Annotated in this window: 16 protein-coding genes; 5 read left to right on the top strand and 11 right to left on the bottom strand. The window is 36.6% G+C overall.

Features of this window, described 5'->3' with window-relative positions:
* Nucleotides 1-19 precede the first annotated feature (19 nt).
* Entirely contained in the window at nucleotides 20-733 is a 714-nt protein-coding gene (locus tag DCE79_RS00830; RefSeq protein WP_108711273.1) for a hypothetical protein, read from the top strand.
* Between the two features lie 280 nt (nucleotides 734-1,013).
* On the opposite strand, the gene DCE79_RS00825 is transcribed toward DCE79_RS00830, so the two are convergent.
* The 7 genes from DCE79_RS00825 to DCE79_RS00795 all read right to left on the bottom strand — a co-directional run bounded on the left by DCE79_RS00825 (nucleotide 1,014) and on the right by DCE79_RS00795 (nucleotide 11,290).
* Nucleotides 1,014-2,105: a hypothetical protein gene (locus tag DCE79_RS00825; protein ID WP_108711272.1), complete on the bottom strand. Its 1,092-nt coding sequence runs from the start codon at nucleotides 2,103-2,105 to the stop codon at nucleotides 1,014-1,016.
* Nucleotides 2,089-2,637, bottom strand: a complete 549-nt coding sequence (locus DCE79_RS00820; RefSeq protein ID WP_108711271.1) for a sigma-70 family RNA polymerase sigma factor — start codon at nucleotides 2,635-2,637, stop codon at nucleotides 2,089-2,091. Before DCE79_RS00820 ends, DCE79_RS00825 begins: the two co-directional genes overlap by 17 nt.
* Before the next feature lie 731 nt (nucleotides 2,638-3,368).
* Nucleotides 3,369-4,148, bottom strand: coding sequence for an SDR family NAD(P)-dependent oxidoreductase (locus DCE79_RS00815; protein ID WP_108711270.1), 780 nt, complete (start codon nucleotides 4,146-4,148; stop codon nucleotides 3,369-3,371).
* A 141-nt stretch (nucleotides 4,149-4,289) separates the two neighbouring features.
* Nucleotides 4,290-4,892 (bottom strand): TetR/AcrR family transcriptional regulator, encoded by a 603-nt coding sequence (locus tag DCE79_RS00810; protein ID WP_108711269.1) that lies wholly within the window; start codon nucleotides 4,890-4,892, stop codon nucleotides 4,290-4,292.
* A gap of 301 nt (nucleotides 4,893-5,193) precedes the next feature.
* Nucleotides 5,194-5,697 (bottom strand): GNAT family N-acetyltransferase, encoded by a 504-nt coding sequence (locus DCE79_RS00805; protein ID WP_108711268.1) that lies wholly within the window; start codon nucleotides 5,695-5,697, stop codon nucleotides 5,194-5,196.
* 53 nt (nucleotides 5,698-5,750) lie between these two features.
* A complete protein-coding gene (locus DCE79_RS00800; protein ID WP_108711267.1) occupies nucleotides 5,751-6,236 on the bottom strand; it encodes a DUF2691 family protein in 486 nt (161 codons plus the stop codon).
* Nucleotides 6,237-6,964: 728 nt separating this feature from the next.
* Nucleotides 6,965-11,290 (bottom strand): S-layer homology domain-containing protein, encoded by a 4,326-nt coding sequence (locus DCE79_RS00795; protein WP_108711266.1) that lies wholly within the window; start codon nucleotides 11,288-11,290, stop codon nucleotides 6,965-6,967.
* Nucleotides 11,291-11,830: 540 nt separating this feature from the next.
* Between DCE79_RS00795 and DCE79_RS00790 the strand changes: the two genes are divergently transcribed.
* Nucleotides 11,831-13,012 carry a CAP-associated domain-containing protein gene (locus tag DCE79_RS00790; RefSeq protein WP_108711265.1) on the top strand — a complete coding sequence of 394 codons (1,182 nt, stop codon included), beginning with the start codon at nucleotides 11,831-11,833 and terminating at the stop codon, nucleotides 13,010-13,012.
* A gap of 75 nt (nucleotides 13,013-13,087) precedes the next feature.
* On the opposite strand, the gene DCE79_RS00785 is transcribed toward DCE79_RS00790, so the two are convergent.
* The gene (locus DCE79_RS00785) at nucleotides 13,088-13,762 is read right to left on the bottom strand and encodes a hypothetical protein (RefSeq protein WP_135841916.1); all 675 of its coding nucleotides are present in this window, start codon (nucleotides 13,760-13,762) and stop codon (nucleotides 13,088-13,090) included.
* A gap of 230 nt (nucleotides 13,763-13,992) precedes the next feature.
* Between DCE79_RS00785 and DCE79_RS00780 the strand changes: the two genes are divergently transcribed.
* Nucleotides 13,993-15,177, top strand: a complete 1,185-nt coding sequence (locus DCE79_RS00780; RefSeq protein ID WP_108711263.1) for a CaiB/BaiF CoA transferase family protein — start codon at nucleotides 13,993-13,995, stop codon at nucleotides 15,175-15,177.
* Between the two features lie 247 nt (nucleotides 15,178-15,424).
* Here the strand turns inward: DCE79_RS00780 and DCE79_RS00775 are convergent, their stop codons facing one another.
* From DCE79_RS00775 to DCE79_RS00765, 3 genes are all read right to left on the bottom strand, one after another.
* Nucleotides 15,425-16,885, bottom strand: a complete 1,461-nt coding sequence (locus DCE79_RS00775; RefSeq protein ID WP_108711262.1) for a Fe-S-cluster redox enzyme — start codon at nucleotides 16,883-16,885, stop codon at nucleotides 15,425-15,427.
* 171 nt (nucleotides 16,886-17,056) lie between these two features.
* Complete coding sequence (locus DCE79_RS00770; RefSeq protein ID WP_108711261.1) at nucleotides 17,057-17,575, bottom strand: hypothetical protein; 519 nt, start codon at nucleotides 17,573-17,575, stop codon at nucleotides 17,057-17,059.
* Nucleotides 17,576-17,638: 63 nt separating this feature from the next.
* Entirely contained in the window at nucleotides 17,639-18,991 is a 1,353-nt protein-coding gene (locus DCE79_RS00765) for an acetamidase/formamidase family protein (protein ID WP_168214708.1), read from the bottom strand.
* Nucleotides 18,992-19,227: 236 nt separating this feature from the next.
* Between DCE79_RS00765 and DCE79_RS00760 the strand changes: the two genes are divergently transcribed.
* Both DCE79_RS00760 and DCE79_RS00755 read left to right on the top strand, forming a co-directional pair.
* Nucleotides 19,228-19,926, top strand: a complete 699-nt coding sequence (locus tag DCE79_RS00760) for a response regulator transcription factor (RefSeq protein ID WP_108711259.1) — start codon at nucleotides 19,228-19,230, stop codon at nucleotides 19,924-19,926.
* A gap of 15 nt (nucleotides 19,927-19,941) precedes the next feature.
* Entirely contained in the window at nucleotides 19,942-21,333 is a 1,392-nt protein-coding gene (locus tag DCE79_RS00755; protein WP_108711258.1) for a sensor histidine kinase, read from the top strand.
* Nucleotides 21,334-21,474 lie beyond the last annotated feature (141 nt).

Here is a 21,474-nt window from a genome sequence, read left to right as displayed (position 1 = left end):
TATAGAGGGAGGTAATAAAATGTTTAAAAAAGCTTTTGGTTCATTATTTTTAGCATCTATTCTTTGTTTTTCAATAGTCCCAACATCTTTTGCAAGTACCTCTTCATCCCATTGTAAGTTAGATGGGATAAAGATTGAAAGTAAAGATACTATGACTTCTAAAGTACCTACTAGCCTAGAGATGCAAACGCAGTTACAATTCTCTGAAGGTGCATCTGTAAATATTACAGATAAGTCAGAATTGGAAAAAATTGCAGTAGAACAAGGTTTAGAAAAAGTTCCTATTAGAATTGAATATGAATATATACCTTCAGAAACAGACTTTAGTAAACCAGACCAAGTAGTTACTCCGTATGCGAAGGGCGACATATGTTATGTGAATGACTTAGGGTCTGGCTGGTATAACGAAAACTACCCATATAAAACCTTCTTTATAGATGGTCCTGATAAGTTTGAATACTCGGAAACTAAAAAATTTAAATCAAGTTATGACGGATCTTTTGGTGCCTCTAAAGCCGGTCTCGAAGCTAAAATCGGATTTAAGTTGGAAGAGGATTACTCTGTTCAGTTCAAAAGTAACACACCAATCGCAGCAAATGAAAGCATCAACTTCGAACTTTTCACAACTCACCACAAAGTTAGGTATGCTGTAGATACTGGTCCTACATGTAATTTCGGACATGCTTATAAACCAAATGGTACTTACATTAAAAAAACTGTTTATGCCAAATAAGATTATCCACCATACAATACAAAATTCCACAGAAAAGCAGATTAAGAGACATCATAGCGTATTCGCTATGATGTTTTATTTTGTCTTTTTTTATGCCCTAAACCTTCCCAAAGCGACGTTTGGTAACTTTTCAATGAGATTTTTTTATACGTTGCAGAGCGTTATTTTCTATAAAAAACAGCGACAAACACTGATTTAACAGTGTCTTTCGCTGTTTGGAATGTTCCCAAGCTTTCATTTGGAAACATTATTTGAATACAACTTGTATAAATTGTATTTGTTATTCGTTAGACGATTCGACTCTAGAGATTACCCCGCTATACATAGCTTTCCAGCTATCGCCCTCCTTTTCGGCTCGATATAATTTTAGAGTACCTTTATACAAATGCCCTTCAACATCTTTTGTAAATTCGAAGAAATCGGGTTGTTGTTGTAATTCATCGAAATCGGTATAAAATACTTCAGTTTTATAAATAGGTAATCCAGAAGGTGTGTGTAAATATTCTTTCGTAGTTAAGTAGGAAACACCTTGAAAATCTAAAACTGTTTCTGTTTGAAACTCCTTGGGAATTATCTCTAATAAATTCTTTACTGCTAATTCTGGTTTCAAAGATTCTGTAAAATCTAGTATATCCGTTTTAGAATAAGGGACGGCATCAATATCATCATGAAGGTTATAAGTTTGAACAATTACTGTATACTTTTCATGATCAATTATAATTTCCGAAACAGCTATAATGTATTTATTTTCTTCCATGTTACTATGCGTTTTAGAGTCTGGAATGAGATTCCATTCCCCAACTTTTTCTACTACCTTATGGTTGTCTTCAAGGTTAATTTCACCTTTAAAAATTTGTGTGAAGTAAGAATTTTGTTGACTTTGAAAACTTAAAGCTAAAGTGATTTGCTCTGAAGAATAGGGATCTTTGTGTTCACCGCTTTTTGACCAGTAATTAAAACCAGCTTTTCTAAGTTTATACTTTTCTGGATTGTTAATTATTGATAGTTGTAAATTGTTTGTTACTTCATTTGAAAACATTTTCTGACTTCTTTTAATAGCATTTCCATTAACTATATTATCTAATGAAGCATTTATATGTTCATTGTCCTCAGTTTCCTTTTCTTCCACTACAGAGTATTCGGATTGGGAGTTACTATTAAAGTTTAGAGTATCAAATAACGGTATGCATAGAATGGTAATTAAAACAATTGTTGAAGCCAATACGGTATAATAAACTCCGTGAAACTTTATTGTTGAACTTTTATTTATTGTTTTACTGCGAATTTTTTGACTTTCTTCTTGAGAAAAATGTACATGTTTATTCAAGTATCCCTGTACATCTTCTTTCACATGTTTATCGAACTTGTCCACTAGTATCACTCCTTTCCAATCTGTTTTGAAGGATTTTCTTTCCACGAAGTAATCTTGATTTAATCGTATTAATATTTACGTTGAGGATTTCACTTATTTCAGCCATAGTCATTTGCTGATAATAATATAGGATGATTATCTCTTTATATTTGGTTGGTAGTTTGGCTATTTGTTCTATCATACTTTTTGAAGTCTGATCATTAATAAATTGCTCTTCTGCAGAGGGTGCAGTGAAAACAGATGAAATAATCGGTTTATACATCAGCTTTTTTATATTCCAACGTTTCTTATAATCCTTACATTTATTAATAGTAATTCGAATTAACCAAGTCTTATAGCTACATTCATGTCGGAAGTCAGATAACTTTTGATAACAGGATATAAAGACTTCTTGAATAATATCCTCACATTCAGCCATATCATTTACATATAAGAAAGCTATTCTTTTTAAATCGGTTGCATAGTCCTCCATCAGTTGACTTAGTATTTCATCTGATGAAACTTCTGAATAATCTGCTTCAAGATCTATCACTCATTGCACCTCCTTTTATTAATTAGACGAGCCTCGAATAGATATTGACTCAAAAAGTTTTTAATTTCTATTTCTTACTATTAAACTAACCTGCTGCGTTAAATTTATTTGTCCAATTTTTTAAAAACGTTATTCAATTAAATGGTCCGATGTTGAATAATGAAAATGTCCCCAAAGCGTCGTTTGGTAACATTTTTTCTTAACGTTGTAATCGCATAAACCTGACGAGACTTCTAACCAAACATTTGCATCGTGTCGTTCAATTAAGTAATGCCTAGGGGATTCGCTCGCTGAATGACTTCGGAAACAGTATTTCGGGCGTGTCCCGTGCTGGAAATTAATCGTTCTTTGACTAATGCCATCAAAATAAAGTGATAAAATCTTTCGACAATCAATCACAAAAAATCTCCTGTCTCAAAGTGTCATACGTTATCGAATTCCTCTTCATTATACAGAAGGTTTTAGGTGATTTATGTAAGTGGCTCAAAAAGCTCGCACTCGGTGGCTCATTTATCCGCAAAGGGTGGCATAATTGAGCGCACTGGTGGCTCATTTGAGATGCAATACTCAGGTACTGTTTATGATAAATAAATTCAAAAATAAAAAAGCTGCTTGAAAGTTGGATTTCTCCAGACTCTTAAAGCAGCTTTTGAAGTAATTATAGATAATTGTCTCTATTATTTGTGCACCTGAATATGCCACAAGACAATGCCCAAATGAGGTGAATACAATTAAATCGATTTTGGGCTTAATTCAAGACTAAATGATTGCGCATTTGATGTTGCGCCACCATCGATTGATAGCGTTGTACCTGTCACAAATGAAGATTTATGAGAAGCTAACCAAAGTACTGAATCTGCAACCTCTTCCGGTTGACCAAAACGGTTCATTGGCTGAGGCTCAATTAAAACTTGGCGTTCTTCTTCAGGTAAGTCCATTACCATAGGTGTTGCAATTGCACCTGGGGCAATTGCATTAATACGAATATTCATGTTCGCATATTCACCCGCTGCTGTTTTTGTTAGGCCGATGACACCGTGCTTCGCTGCAACATATGCGCTAGCTGCGGGAGTACCGACTAATCCAGCTTCAGAAGCTGTATTCACAATAACGCCACCATTATTTTTCATATGTAATAATTCATATTTCATTGATAGCCAAACACCTTTTAAGTCTACAGCGATCATTAAATCGAAATCTTCTTCAGCTGTTTCAGTTAAGAACCCTGTACGTAAAACGCCCGCGTTATTGAATGCCACATCTAATCCACCGAATGTATCTACAGCAAATTTAACCATAGCTTCTGTATCTTTCGCTTTCGTAACATCTGTTTTAATAAATGCTGCTTCTGCGCCAGTTTGTTTAATTAGTTCAACTGTTTCTTCAGCGCGTGCATCCACGTCTGCAACAACAACTTTGGCACCTTGCTCAGCAAATTTAATTGCTGTTGCGCGACCAATACCTGTCGCACCCCCTGTAATTAGAACAACTTTACCCTCAAAATCTCTCATTCTATATACCCCCAATGTATAATTATATATAAAAGAGGAATCGGAATTCCGCTTCATCTTTATACTAATATAATAAACTTTAATTGTCAAAATAAAAAAGCAATGAACATAAAATCTCAGTTCATTGCTTTTTATTTAGATTCATTTTCTAATTAATATCCCATTTAAAGCAAGGTCTGTTAATAAATCTGCCGTATGCGTTAATGGCATGATTTTCGAAAGATCGTTCACTACTTTTGGCGTGACAATATTTTCTAAAAATATATGATAAATACGTAAATCGCCTTCTCTAAAAATGCCTTGTTTTTGACCTAATTTTATAATATCGGTAAATATATTACTTAAGCTCTTTAAAAACATGCTACTAAATTCGTCTTGGCCATCTTCAGCTACCAAAATATCGACAATCATTTGATGTATTTTCCCGTATTTAATACTAATATTTGCATAGCAACCGAATAGCTTTCTAATTTTTTCATCTGCAGATATATCAGCTACTTTTATAATTTCTTGTTCTTCATATACTTCATGAATAATGATTGTTGCTACCGCTTTGGCAAGCTGTTCTTTACTGATAAATCTTCTATACACCGTTCCAACGCCAACCCCAGCTAGCTTTGCAATTTCGTCAATAGACCCATCATTGCCTTGTTCACTAAAGACCTGAATGGCTGCCTTTAAAATTTTTGAGGAATTTTTATTAGCATCTTTTCGAAAGGAAGATACAATAAATTCATTTTCCATTTTAAACAACTCCTGATTCAATTAACTTACTTATAACAGTACCTTTGTATGTGATAAAAATCCATTCAATTTTACGTACCTAGATTTTCATAGGAGATATGAAGAATTTTTTAACGGGTTGGGCTACGATTGGTCAGCGAAGCGAATTACTTGTCCACCCGGTACATGAAAATTAAAAGTATTGATCGATTTTAAAAATTATAATGGATTAATACGATTCGATTACAAAACAAAAAGCTGCTCGAAAATCGGAGTTTTCCCGACTCTCGAAGCAGCTTTTTTTGTTTGTGGATCTAGGAACTTAGGAAAATCTCCAAAAGTATAATTCTTCTGTTTCTTTATATATGTTTGCTCCTGCTTTTTCTAATACCCTATGAGAAGCAATATTATCCTTTTCTGTATCGGCAATAACGAACCTAACATTAGGCTGACTTAATAACCAGCCTTTTAAATTACTTACAGCTTCAGTCATATAGCCATTCCCCTGATATTCAGTAAGCGTATAATAGCCAATCACTACTTCACCATCTTTATTTGGAAGACCTTTTAACATTATTCCACCTATATGATGATTTTTATCTTTCGAAACAATTATCCAATTGGTATACCATATATAGTTTAGTTCATCAACTAATGCCCTAGAGCGTCTTACTTCCATCGCATTTTTAAGTTCAGAACTAAGGTCACTAAAGGATTCGATTAAAGCTAGTTTCAATTCCAATTCCCTAGGATTATTAATTAGTAATTTCAAGTGTTCTATAGTCAACGGGATTATTGTTAATCTCTTTGTATTTATTTCAATCATTGTTGAGAATTTTTTGTATGCCTGGTGCATGAAATTCTATGTAGTTGCGAAACTTATGTTGTCAAAGAAGGATTAGGATTTGAGCTATCTGCAACTATTATGTTTATATTGGAAAAACCATTTTTCTTTGCTTTCTCCATAAATCCCTTAATTATTGGCTCATCTTTTAGATAAACTGAGACATAACCTGTATCCAAAATTATAATAGCCAATTGACAAGAACTATTCTCAAAATCTTGATAATCCAATATTTTCACTATATCTTCTTTTGTAGGAAAGGCTTTGAAATCTGCCGTTATTACATAATGCTTCGTAGTAGTTATACGTTCAATGAATTTTTCACCAGTAAGTACCACTTCCTCATCATTAAATAACGGAGTTAAAATTTTGTTATAATCTTCCCCCTCTACTTGATAATTCTCTCCACCACCACGAACCCAATACCACGATAGATCAATCATATTTAATAAAATATCTGATAACAAAAAATCTGTATGGATGGTATCATTAACAAAAAAATTTATTCCTATTTTTTTCATTTTTATATCCCCCTTTTCAACTACCAAATATGCTACTGCATTTAGTTTACTCTAAACTAATAATGGAATATTAGAAATTCACAAAATAATAAACATATATTTCCAAATGAAGTTTAAAACTCATAATAGATTAATACGGATCGATTAAAAATCAAAAGCTGCTCGAAAATCGGGGTTTTCCCAACTCTCGAAGCAGTTTTTTTTGTTTGTGGACCTAGGATAAATAGAGCAACCCCACCCTTGCGTAGCCGAAGCTTTGAAGAGTTGGGGTCGGATTGTAGTTAATTGTCTGAATTGTTTGTGCACCCGGTGCATGAAATTGAGCTGTTCTCAATTATTTGTTTATGAACGATTCTGACTGTTCATATTTGCGGCATTCAAAAAGAAAAGATATTTAAGATATTAAAAATAAATAATAGCGCATTTGAGAAATGCGACCATATGCCTTTTATTTTCTCCTCCAAGACCGAGGCAACCCTTTCACAAAATTTTTTTCGAATGTCCCCTTTTTATAATCTATTTGTTATTACTAAGTTAAGAACCACCTTAGGAGGAAATGCAATGAATCGATGCTGTTAGGGATTTGTTATTTGTGCACTTGCTATATAGGTCATTTTGCAAGCAACATTCAAAACAAAAAGCCGCTTGAAAATCGATTTTTCCGACTTTCGAGCAGCTTTTGAATTGTAGTGAATTATCCGAATTATTTATGCACCAGTGCAGGTCACTTAATTTGTTACAGTACTATATTTTTGTGTTGTATTATTTTCATTCATTACCCAGTTGATATTACCATATCTATCTAATGTGATCATGTAAATTTTTTGACCAGTTCTGAATACGTTAGAAGTTCCATTTGCCAATAATGTCATTTCAGAACTTGTATCTGCAGCTTTTTCAATTAATTTTTTACCATAAAGGTTAATTGTAACAGTGGCTGGCTGGATTCCTTTTCTAACCATATTAAGGATATCAATTGCTGTAGGAGAATACGTAACCCCATTATTGACAACAACATAGTACACTTCTTTAACATCAGTTGCACTTAATTGTGGTGTAATAATAATTTCCTTAGAGTTATTTGGATCTGCAGTTTTAGTTCCCAGCTTAGCATCTGACATAATGTTTGTAGTATTTGTTGGGTATACATACTTACCAATTTTAGAAATATCGAATGTATGTTTACCATAGTAATCATAAGCATTAGTTAGGTCATCTATAAGTGTTACAGTAATTGATTTATCGGGATTTGTTGGTGCCGTCGGTTTAATTACTAATGTCGATTCATTATTAGTCTCAGTACCTACAGAATAACTATCAAAATTATATTGACTTGTAACATCAGTACCCGCATCATTTCTAATTACCATTATCGATGACAAGTTTAATGAATTTGTTAATGAAATATCAGATTTATTGTAATTTGTTAAATTTGTATCATTTTGACGTAATATTGCTTCATTAAATGTAATTTCAAATTTAGAATCTGGCGTTCTATAAATTATTGCGTCAGTAGTACTCAGTCCATATGGATTTTCACTAGTAGTTTTAATATACGGCTTCGTTCCATCAGTATAGAACTTCGCCTTCATCTGCGGTCCTTTAGGTTCATCAGCTGAAAGCTCAGAATCTGAACTACGTTGTAAAATCGTAAAGTTTCCAATTGAATCAACCGCTCCAATGTACATTCCATATTCTTCATGTGCTGTTAACATTGGCGAATTAAAGCTGAATGTTCCTTTACCTGTTGAGGCACCTACATCAGTTGCTCCTATAGCCTTGTACTTATTAAATAAATCTGGAGCTGTTGCGGTAGTTCCTAGTACATCCGTAATATCCTTTAAATTCCCTGAAGCATCAAAGTATTCGCTATTCAGCTCGTAACTTCCATCTGCCTTTTTATTATATTTTTTTACAGGAAGCACAAAGAAGTTCGCTTTTTCATCGACACTTACTGTCACCTTCACTTTAGTGTCATTTTCAGGAATACTTTCAACAGAAACTCCCGACACTAGTGGTGGCTTCGAGTCGTTAATTAAAAGTTCATCCATTATTTTTGACAATTGGCCCGAACGATCCTTCAATACCATATAGATTTTATACTTTAAAAATGGATTAGTTATTGGCTTAGAAACATTAAATTTAAATGTCCCTAACGGTGCTGGATTTTGTCCGTTTGAAAGATAGTCATTCTTTGTTTCTGTTTGAAATTTACCTGTAATGACTTTAGGGTCTGTTGAAAATTCATCAACAAAATCACGATTTAAAATATTTCTTTCTGTAATAATACTGTCATACGTATCTGGTAAAATCATGTAGTAGTATGTACCAGCTTTATTTGTTTCTACTTCTATTTCATATTTATCTACTCCTGTAACAACATTTTTAATAGTTAATGTTGGCGAAAGAGCATCCGTGTGATTATATTGTGCGTAGTTACGCGGTTGGAATTCTACTGCCACTGTATCTTTATTTTCAAATTCATTTTCTGCTAAGTCTTTTACACCTTTTAGTATCGTTGCAACAATTGTATCTCCATTTACTAAAGAAGTTAATGAAGGGATTGTTAATCGAATTCTCTTATTAGAATATTGTACATCAATAGGTTTCATTTCCTTGTGACCTGAAATATTGACAATCCCCGTACCTGACAATAAATAGTTATCAGAGTTTTCAGCTGTTTCTTTGTCTAGTTCTTCACTTACATTGATATAAAAGTAGCCCTTATCCTTATCTGCTAACACTAATTCTTGTGGATCAAGAATATACGGATGGGTCGTATCCACCTTCTCCGTAGTAATAGAAATTTCTTCCACATAACGCATTTTATTATTGGATTTATCAACCATTACCGCAAAAATTTGATACTTAGTGCTTGGCTGAATATCCTCTAATAAAGGTTTTTTACCATGCTTATATTCTGTAATCGGAATAACTCCAGAATCTTTTGCTTCTTTCGTGCCGGTAGGATTGCTAATAATATCGTCAATCGTTGGCTTCGCTGCTGATGTATCTGGACGAATGTAGTAGTAAATTGTCCCTTCTTCACTTGGTGTCACTTTAAATTGGACGCGTTTACCACCATACATCTTATCGCCTTTATCTAGAGTCAACGTCGGTGGCTTATTATCAATCGTCGAAAACGCTACACTTTTCTTCTCCGAAACATTATCCGAGCCATCAATGGCAATCGCATAAAGGACATAATCCGTCTTCGTTTCTAACCCTGTCGCTTGGAATGGGACTTTCTCGTCCATTAAGACCGGACCGTTGCCACTTAGCGGGACGCCACCTGTTTTAATCTCACTAATTGTCGGTGCTTTTTCTTTCGCTTTTTTAATGACGTAGTAGTACATACCGTCTTCGTCTACCGTTATCGTACCGTCTGCAATTGTTCCGCCCGCTTTTACATCTAATTGAGTAATTTTAGGAGCCGATTCGTCAGAAATTACGGTATCTCCTACTGGATCACGGGATACAGGTGTACCGTTTTCATCTTCAATATAGCCGATGTTCGGTTCGTCTGTTTCAAAATCATCAAAAATCGTATTTACCGTTGTGCCTTTTGGAATAATGGCATCATTAATATACGCAAACTCGCCAAGATCTGAATAGCCGCTTTTTGTCGTTACATAATAATAATCATACGTGCTGTCTGTATTGAATTTGACGTTTTTTAAGGAGTTTTTGTACACATACTGAATATCATGTACACCGAAAACCGTCATATTGTAGTCATTATCCAAATACATCGCTTTTGCATCGGCATAAAATTCGAAATTCGTTACATCTCCGCGTACGGTTAGGCGATCAATCTCTGAATCCGCCTTCACAAATGCACGGTCTGCTGTTACTACCAAATTTCGAAGATCTGAGCCTTCAAAATCCACGTATTTCTTAACGTTGGCCATACGTTCTTTGTATTTCGATGTAGGAGAAGTCGACGGATTCGTCTTATCCTTTAATGTTTCATTATCTATTGGATTTAAAAAATCATCATTCTTTGACTCTGTTGGTGTATCCCAATCGATAAAGCTTGCAAAGTTTTCAACGCTCGCAAAACGAACATTTTGAAGCGCTGCTAATGAACGGCGTGGTGCTTCTGCAACCTCCACACGTCCTGTGAAATTAAGGTTTTTTAAACGAATGTAGCTACCATTAATCACAAGCTCTCCAGCAAATGATGTGTAATTGCCATCAAGTGCTAATAAGCGTGAAGAAGTACCGCTTGCGTTTAACGTCAATTTCGTAATATTTGTGAGCGTATTGTTAGCGAATGTTCCTTCAATATATGCGCCATTTAAAATATTTTTATTCGATGCGTTAATCACGCTTCGTAAATGCGATGCAACCGTATGGGCCACGCCGTTAATATAAATCGTATTACCTGACACATCACCTACTGTATAAAGTGGTGTACCTCGGTCTGCTTTTTCTGCACGCCAAACAAACGTCGCCATTTGCGCACGTGTCACATTTTTAAACGGATCAAACGTAACGGTTGTCGTACCTTTTGTTACATTTAAATCCACTAACGTTTGAATATAGTAAGCCGCAAAATTCGTTGGTGATACGTCTCTAAAGCTGTTATTTAACTTCGAAGACATTCCGAATTGAAAGCCTAATGTAATGATTTTCGCCATTTGGCCACGTGTAATTGGCTCATTTGGCTTGAATGTATTATCTGTAAAGCCATTGATAATTCCTGCTTCTGCTAAGGCCGCTATGTAACGGTAATTACCATTGTTCACATTGACATCTTTGAAGCCTGGGTTTTTAGGGTTTGCTATGTTGACATCAATCGCAAGTGCTAACATTTTTGCTGCATCTGCACGAGTGATCGCTTGATTTGGTTTAAATGTGCCGTCTGCAAAACCTGTCGCAATATTGCGGTTTACTAAATCAATGACAGGTTCGTAATAGTCGGCATATGGATTTAAATCTTTAAAGGTCGCTGCGCTTGATGGTTGCGGCATGGCCACAAGGATACCACTAGCTGCGACAACTGTTGCCACAGTAGCTTTTGACAGCGTACGTGTTTTTTTCGAGTCCATTTTGAAAATACCCCCTTTTGAAGTTGTGGAATCGGCATGGCTCTTCTTAAAATTCTACTCTTTTTATATCGGTCAAACCGAGTAAAAACTGTATAGAAAAAACGATTTGTTTTACTTTTTGAAAGAAAAAACGACATATTAATACCTTTTTCATCCAAATGTTTAAACCTAATGGGTAAATTACATTTATAACACTTTATAAAAATGAGTATTTTCACCTAGACAAAAGTGTCGAAAATATGAATTTTAGAGCACGATAATCAGCACACGAATTTCGATGGATTAATTTACTCGTTTATGTAACATTTTTCCTTTTCGTACGAGTTTATTATCTTTAAATAGGAAAATTCTATTTTATTCAAAATTCTATTTTTGGAAGCTAATTGGATATTGATTAGAACAAAACACACAAAATCAGTGTCTCTGCCCTTCAACGCAAGTATTTTGCTTAAACAACATCCGTGAAATGATAAGCAAAATCGGTATAAACTACTCTTCGTTAGCTAGCAAAAATAAAAGCAACGAAAGGGCAATACGAAAATGAAAAAATTTAGCATTATGATGGCAACCTTCATTCCTATAATTTTTAGTATTACATTAATCGTTACACAAGCTGCAAAATCTTCTAATTGGAAATCCTATTCAAATATAGCAAACAACAAAGAATGGTCGATTACATTCAACCAATTGATCGATCCGAATTCAATCTCAAACAATGTTTATCTGGTAGATAGTAACAATTCAAAAGTTGCCATTACAGCAAATGCTTCTGGCAAAGTATTAAAGGTAAAACCAACTGCCAATTTAAACTATAATGCCCACTATAAAATTGTCGTAACAGATAATTTAAAGTCAACGAAGGGGAAAGCCATGAATCAAGAAATTATCATTCCATTTACAACGATGAAACACGCTACTTCCGCTACTACTGCCGTTAAAACGTTTTCTTCAGAATATGATTTAACTTGGAACATGCCCTCTTCTGATTATAAGCAATTCTATTTAGCCGGCACAAAAAGTGATGAAACCGTTGGCGGCTATGAAACACGCGCTGGTCAAACAGTATTTGGCATCAAAGTCGGTGCTTCTCGTGATACCGTTAAAGCAAAATACGGTGCGCCCATTTCTAGCATCCAAAAAAATAATGTGAAGTATACACAAAAATACGTCGACAAATATAGCCAAGAAACAAGCGGGACGTATTTAATCGACAATCAATATGTCACATTTTTCTATGATGCACAAAAAAACTACACAGTGCGTTCGGCTACTTGGGTAAATGCCGATACTGAAATGTCAAAGCCAGGATTTTTTGCAACACCATCTGCCGAGTTACGTGATGGTCTTGAAAATTTAATGGTGGAATTAATTAACCAAGCACGTGTTGCTGAAGGCCTAAACGCTTTAACTTACACGCCAAAATACAATTCCATCGCACGTAAACATAGTACAAGCATGGCCGATAACAATTACTTCGGTCATGTGGACTTAAACAATTTACGTGGTGGCGACCGCATGAGGAACGGCGGCATCTCTTACAACTGGTGGGGAGAAAATTTAGCGTACGGTCAATACAGTGCGATTTATGCACATGAAGCGCTTATGAATTCACTTGGTCACCGTGAAAATATTTTACGTAAAGAATTTACACATGTATTCGTTGGCGTAGACTTCAACAGCAAAAACCAACCATACTTCACCATGAACTTCTATTCTTTATAAAGTGAGCCTGCAATCAGGCGATTACGAAATAAATTATAAGAAGCTACGGACTTCAACAAATCCTGTAGCTTCTTTTTATTGCATATAGTTTGCCATTTCTTCTGTTAGCACAGCCACTTCAAATGGATACCAATAATACGTTGACCCGTCAAAACAAATTGTATACCGATCAACAAGCGGACCATCGTGATAAAACAGCACTTCAAAATAGTTCGGATCCCGATTTTCAAAGTTCGGTTCAAAATCTAGAGTTTCTTCACTGTCATTTAATAGGGCTAGAAAGGCTTGAATATCGGCTTCACTTTCTAGCTTATTGACGAAGCGATACCCTCCTAATGACAGCATTTCATGTATTTCAACTTTATAAATATCCCGTTGCTCAACATTTTCGAAACGATGATTTCCATTTTCCTCGTAAATTTGATAGCCGTTAATTTTATTTTGCGGATCTTTTACCGCATAGACTCCTTCTGCGCCTTTCACTTCATAAATCTTTGTTCCCTTTTCACGATAGGAAGCGTCCCCATTTTTTGATCGGTAGGATGAATTCGTGATGTTTCCGTCTAATTTAAATTTCACCACGGATACCACTTCCCCCAAGGCTTGTTCTGATGCTAGTTCCTTCGAATAGTTACTCATATATGTAGTGTCATCAAATTTCACAAAATCGACCCAGTCAATAATCGTTTCCGGAAGAAAACATCCAGCAAGTAGCAACGATAACAAAATGACAATTGTGATTTTCTTCATCATTATCCGCCCCTTTTTACAATTAGTCGTTCGAATATGAGAAATGTTTCACCAAAATTCTGGTATTCGTCTATAGCTCGTTTTTGCACTATAATTTTCTGAACATTTAAAATATAATTGAAATCACAGCTATTATTTCGAATTCATTGTTGTTATAATACTGTTAAAGAAGTATTAAATCTGTATTACTACAGTTATATAAATTGATTGATTTAAAGGGGGATACGGTCATGACAATTTTAAACGGTTTAAAAATACTCGACTTTTGTTCACTATTACCAGGGCCTTTTGCGACGATGATGTTTGCCGATTTAGGTGCAGAGGTTATCCATATTGAATCGGAGCGACGTGTGGATTTGATGCGTATCATGCCTCCATATGATGAGGATCGTGAATCTTACATCCATCAGCATTTAAATCGCTCAAAAAAATCGCTCAAGTTGAACTTAAAAACACCCGAAGGAATTGATATTGTAAAAAAATTAGTTGCCGATTATGACATTGTCATTGAAGGATTCCGTCCAGGTGTGATGAAACGTCTTGGCATTGACTATGAAACTTTGCGTGAGCTTAATCCGCGCCTTATTTACTGCGCGATCACAGGTTATGGGCAAACGGGTCCTTATGCAAATCGACCAGGTCATGATAACAACTATTTATCCGTTGGCGGGGTACTCGATCATTCACGTTTAAAGGATAAAAAGCCAGTAGCGATGGGCATTCAAATTGCAGATATTGCAGGTGGGACAATGCATGCAGCAGTTGGGGTGCTTGCGGCTGCATTACACCGCGAAAAAACAGGTGAAGGTAAATTTATCGATGTTTCGATGACAGACGCCATGTTTGCGATGAATGCGCTGTACGGTTCACAGTATTTTGGCAGTGGGCGCCCTCCTCAACCCGAGGAGGAGATTTTAAATGGCGGGACATTTTATGATTATTACCGCACAAAAGATGGCCGCTATTTTTCGGTGGGCAGCTTAGAGCCACAGTTCCGAAAATTACTTTGTGAGGCGCTCGGGATTCCAGAGTTAATCGATAGTACCTTTAATGATTCTGCCTATACACAGCAACGCTTTAAAGAAGCGGTAAAGGATGCATTTTGTTCGAAAACATTTGAGCAATGGCTAGAAATTTTCAACGAGGATTTCCATGGTTGTGTGGAACCGGTACTGACATTTGATGAAGCCTGTGAACATCCGCAAATCATGGCACGCAATATGCTCGTCGACGTACCAAAACCAGACGGCACGATGCAACGTCAAATCGGCACCGCTTTAAAATTTGACGGTGTTGAGCCAAATTATCAATTTGTTGGGGCTAAAATGGGGGCACATACAGAGGAAATTTTATCGCAGTACGGCTACTCCCCTGAACAAATCGAGCAGCTATCAAAAGACTTCATTTTAAAATAAATGCAAAATAAAAAGGTGTATCAAAACAATTCACGTAATTGTTTGGTACACCTTTTCTAACTTATCATCCTACTGATACGAATGCAGAATAAATTCCTACACCTGCTATTACAGAAAGCACTATACCTACACAACTTAATAAAAATCCTTTAATCATCGTTTTCACTCCTTCTATAATTAAAATTTTAATAGAAGGCGACTGTTTTTAGCTGTAAGAAAAATCACACCTAAACCGATCTTTTTTAATTTATACCGGTATCGTAATTCGTTGTTCAATAAACTGTCGGAAATGATGCAAATGTGATGGGATGAAAAGATATTTTTTATAAACGTATAATAACTTTTCTACTAAAAGATCTTCTTCTTCGTGGAATAGTATTTTCAATAAATTACAAATATGCTGTGACGTCATTTCTGCAATGGCATAGTACGGGCCTTTTTTAGCTAAATAATTGTCTTGCCACGTCGCAAGCGATTCGCGAATAATTTGGGCGGAGCCGTCCACTAACACGGCAATATCTTGTTGAACGGTCGCTTCAATTTTATGAAGTTCTTCTTCCAAATTGTGCGAATTTAACAATTTAAATAGTACCGTACACGTCGCAAGTTCGTAATCTTTCATCAGTTCAAACGCTTTAGAAAGCTGTTCTTGCTTGACGAGTGTATCGATTAACACGTAAAAAACATGTTCCAAATAATTTGCGCGATAATTTTTTACAAGCGCACTCGGCTGTGGATTCATACTACTGAGCACATCTTCATATTCGACAACAAGCTCAATGGCATGGTCATTCAAGCGCTCACCCTCAATCAAGTACATACCATGTTCAATAATATGCTCATAATCCTTTTTGAAGATGGCCTCTTGAAAGAGCATATACCCAAGTAACGTATGTTCTTTGTCATTTAACGCGAAATTCCCCGTTGACCAGCTTCGTTGCAGTGTTTGAATGCATTTTCTTAGCTTCAACATATGTCTTCGTCCACTCGTAAAATGCGTACAAACATTGAGTAAATGTAGCTGTTTTAATGCGTAAGAGCGCGGATTTTCGTAATCTATGTGCTGAATAAGCTTATGTAAAATCGTTGCCGCGCGGTTTATGCTTACTTCACTTTTTAGCTGTCTTTTAAAAATTTGCATTAGCTCAACAGGCCGATCCATTTTTTGCAGTGACTGCTGTAAAAATAGGGAATACATTTTTTTCGCATAAATCGTTTCCCAAAATGCCGTATGCTCTGAATAAATTGGCTGGATTAAAAAGCGATCGTTTACTTTATAAACACTAATTTTATCGAGCCCTGTTGGTGTTATCGGTGCACTGATCGGCTTCGAAAAAATAAATTCAACGACTTGAGCAAACTGTACTTCCCCGTGAACTTGTAAAAATTGAAAGAGCGGTTGTTTATTTTGTGGATTATCAAAAAAGTGCTGGATTTTTTCGTTCGCCGTTTCGATATTAAAATTGGCTTCATGAAAAGAATCGTAAAAAAACAAATTCACTTTCCCCCAATAATTTTTGAGTAATTGAAAGCAAAATCGTTCAGCCCGGTCTTGTTCGATTAAAAATTCTGCACTATTTAGCGCTTGTCCCCATATCGTTTGTTCCTGTAGTGCATGTTGAAAATGTTCGTCCAACGCTTTTTCTAGTTTCTCCCCAGTATGTCCATTCGTACGTTGAAAGAGCTGCTCATCAAAGAAAAGCAACACTCAAATTCCCCCTTCAATCATTTCCCTTTTTCTCTATTTAAAAATATACCAAAGATTTGAAGCTGGTGAAAATAGGATTTCATACTTTTATATCGAGTAAAGTTGCATTTAAAAAAGCATACCTTCTTTCTTTTACTATTGGAATGAAAAAGAAATCGATATGCTTCCTTATTATTCGGTTTGTAAAATATCCGTTGCGATGATTTTTGTTGGGTTTGTTTGGGTTGGCATACTTCTCGTTGTTACCTCGTAAAAGACGAATAATAATTTTCCAACTAAACTACTGACGTCGATACGTTTCCCTTGTAAATTGACTATTTCTGTTGAATCATTCACATGTAGCTTTAATTTTAGTTGTTCACTATAAAGCGTTTTATCAAATGCGCCAACGGAAACTTCACCCTTTTTACCGTATTGATTGAAAATGACAAGTAACGGCTCAATTTGCGGTGGATGCACCATAGGTAAAGGCTCTCTCGAATCAACAAATGCAATGATTTTCCCCTTTACAGGAATGGCAGAAGCACCAATTTGATGCCCCTCCTTTGTCATAAGAGGTGTTTTAGCCGTAATTCGAAACACGGCGGATTTATGATCATCACGTTCACTGATTGTTTCAAGTAAGCCGATACCAGACTTCACACTAATGGAGATGACAATCGCTTCAATCTTTTTGATTAATGGTTGCATAACATCATCCCTTCTACTTTTCTCTTAGATTATTATTCCCGAAAAGTAGCACATAAAAACGTCTTAACAATCATATTGACGTTTAATTGGCTTGAAGATTCGTGCTTTTTTCAAGAGTGATTTTGGCATTTGCATCGTCGCGGTTACAACACCTGGATGACGTCCAATTTCGATAGAGCCAGTAATCGTTGCACGGTTTTTAACTTCCTCAACAGGTAGATCAAATAATTTTGCCGCGCGCTCTAATGCATTATCTGTCGCGCCATTTAAATTGGCACCACTGCCTACAATCGATAATGGGAAGCTATCTTCTATTTGCTTCACGCCATATTCTTCTGCTAAATCGCGTGCAATGCGTTTTTCTTCTTTTGTAAATGGTTTCGCAGTGTAAGGTAAATCCTCAACATTTGGTAATAAAATCGGTCCTTCAATTGTCACTTTTTTAAGTACACTTACTTGTAGCTGAATAATTCCTGACACATCTGTTGTGTGACCCGCAATCTCACCATCGCCTTGCATTGCGTGCATATCGCCTACATACACACCACCACCTGGGACTTTTACTGGGCAAATAAGGACAGCCCCTTCACGCACTCGGCTAATGTCCATATGACCATCTGTACGGTGAATGTCTAATTCGTCCTCTGTCATTGTAAATTCATGCGGTGCTCCAATTAAGAACGTTCCGAAGTCCCCTGCATTATGCGAATCAGGCATTGCTTTTGACGGTGTTGTCCCAAGCTGTCCTACAAATGGACGCATTCTGGCCATCAGCCCGATTAAATCACTAGGTGCGAAAGCCGTAGCAGGATTTTGAATCGATTTTTCAGGTGTACGCATAAAGCTTTTCGCATTTTGCGCAATGCGGCGGGCTGCTTCTTTACCAACTGTTAAGCCGATTTCCCCTTTCGGATTAAACGTCATCGTATAACCGTTTGATAATTTAAACGGCGTGGTATCTGTACCACATGTTGCACATTTTATTGCTTCTTGGCCGATACCTTGTACGATCGTTTGTGGATGTAATTTCCCGCAACCTGGGCATTTCACCTTAACGAACGGATCGCCGATAAAACGATCACTTTGCGCTTCATCTGTACCTGAAGAAGTAGCAATCGATGTTACTTGAATCGATTTAATTTGAATCACAAGTGCATCGCCTACTTCTGCACCTTCTACAAATACAGGCGTTGTTACTTCATGACCCCCACGAATAGCAGGTGTAATCATAGGCCCCCAGCAACCTGGAGCCGTGTTGGCAATAATCGTACCGCCGTCTTTTAGAGGTCCGAGCATCGGCGCGTTCGGATTTAGCACACCATCTGTAAACTCATTAACGAATAATGTTTCTACCGCTTGTACGGTTGGCTCCTCTGGATAGATTGTTTCTACGGATTCATTATTTTCCTCTATCATAGATGGATATTGTTCATTTAACATCGAAAGTCCTCTTTTCTTTTTCTATATTATTAAGAAGTGAAAAACTTCGTTAATTTCATTGCCATATTTGAAAATTTAAAACGCAAAATACCTTCTTCCTTTATTATACAATTTTTAGAGACCCATTTTGTTGTGATTTTTTTAACAAAGGTAAAACTTTTCCACTTCCTTTATAATGAATCGTAATAAACAAGTGAAAGGACGGGGTTTTTTTGGAGCAACCGCGAATTTTAATCGTTGATGATGAGGCGGATTTACGCAATTTAATGAAAGCCGCGCTAAAAAAAGAAGGCTTTACGGATATTGAAATGGCGAGCTCAGTCGAAGAAGGTTGGCATACTTTCGAACAGTTTGACCCAACAATCGCTCTGCTAGATGTAATGCTGCCAGATGGTGATGGTTACGAGCTATGTCGGAGAATCCGTGAAATCTCCCATATTCCCGTGTTGTTTTTATCCGCAAAGTCCGATGAGGTCGATAAAATTTTAGGACTTGCCATTGGTGGCGATGATTATATTACGAAGCCGTTTAGTCCAAAAGAAGTCGCATTCCGCGTGAAGGCACAGCTACGTCGTCTTGGATTTACACAAAACGTAGCCGCGCCTGTAGACAATGCTATTGTATGCGGCCCCTTTGAAATGAATGCCGACGAAACGGAAATAAAAAAGGACGGGCAGCTGCTTGAGTTAACCGCGAAAGAAGTCGGATTAATGGCCTGCTTTATGCGTAATCCGAATCGCATTTTAAGTAAGGAAACTTTGTTTGAGCGCGCATGGCATGAAGAATTTTTTGGATCGGATAATACACTGATGGTGCATATTCGTCGCCTACGTGAAAAGGTTGAAAACGATCCTTCGAAGCCGACGTTCATTACGACGGTGAAAGGCTTAGGCTACAAATTCATCGTTTAACGGAGGCTAAGGAGTATGAAATGGAAATTGACGAATCGCTTTTTAATGACCATTTTAACGATTGTGTTCATTGTCATTGTTGTCAACGTGCTGCTGCTGTTCGTCATTTTATATAAAGAGGCAACAAGTAGTGTCGGAGGGGCAAACGACGAAAAAGCCGAAGTATTTACAACCGATTTTAAGCAGTATATATCACTAGACAACCAAGTACCCATCGTCTCAGAAGCCGGGTTAACCGCGCTGAAAAATCGCAATGCCTGGATGCAAATTTTGGATGAAAACGGAAGCGAAGTAGCCGAATACTTTTCACCAGAAGAAGCACCAACTCATTACCGTCCAATCGATATGATTCAGCACTATAAATACCAGGAGTTCGATGGGATGACGACCATTTATGTCAGTAATTTTGAACAGTACAGCTATATACTTGGCATTGTGGACCCGGAAGTTTCTCGTCACACGTTTACACTAAAAGGCTATACGGTGCTACAAATGATTTCAAAATACTTATTGTATATTGTCATTGTTGATTTAATCATAGCGCTCATTGCGGGGCTGATGTTTGGCTCGTTGTTGACGAAGCCTCTGTATGCAATGATAGACGGGATTCAACAGCTGAAAAATCGTGATTTTCACTTACGTAAAGTAAAACGCCCTGGTATTTATAAGCAGGTGTTTACGAATTTACAAGACGTTTCGACAGAGCTTGGTAAGCAGGAAGCCGAGCGTAAAAAGCTTGAGCAAATACGCAATGAGTGGATTAGTAATGTGTCACATGATATGAAAACGCCACTCGCTTCCATTCAGGGCTATGCGGAGCTTTTAAATGATTCAGCTGTAACCGACGCTGAGCGCATGGAATATGCCCAAGTGATTGAACGAAAATCGATTTATATGCGGGAACTCATTGATGATTTCAATTTAACGATGAAGCTGCGCCAGCAAGAAATGCCGCTACAATTAGCGAATGTACGTGTTGAAAAGCTACTACGGGATTTAGTTATTGATGTATTGAACGACCCACAGTTTAGTATGCGGGAAGTGATATTTGAAAGTACTGCACCCGAGCTTGTGTTGAAACTTGATGAGCATTTAATGAAGCGTGCGCTACTCAACTTTATCGTCAATGCGTTCATTCATAATGATGATAATACGGTCGTGACAGTCCTGTTAAAAGTAACTGAAAATAATCATGCCACAATCGAGATTCGTGATAACGGGCGCGGCATGAACACGGAAGTATTAGCGAATGTATTTGAACGTTATTACCGTGGTTCGAATACCGAAAATATACGTGGCACAGGACTTGGCACTGCGATTGCGCGTGATATTATTGTGGCGCATGGTGGCGAGGTAACCATTAATAGCGTAGAGGGTTCAGGGACCGTTGTGCGGGTAGAGATTTAATAGGAAATACTAAGGCAAGAACTAAAATATCACGTTATGTTTCATAGTCAAAAGCATTATGATGCAGTTAGTCGTGTATTAGATATATGAAACGTTTCTTTCCTAATAACTAGACATTATAAAACCACCTAAACCGTTGTC

The sequence above is a fragment of the Lysinibacillus sp. 2017 genome (assembly GCF_003073375.1).
In the GTDB taxonomy this organism is placed as follows: Bacteria; Bacillota; Bacilli; order Bacillales_A; family Planococcaceae; genus Solibacillus.
Note: the sequence above shows the minus strand (reverse complement) of the source record. Positions and strands in the feature narration are given on the sequence as shown.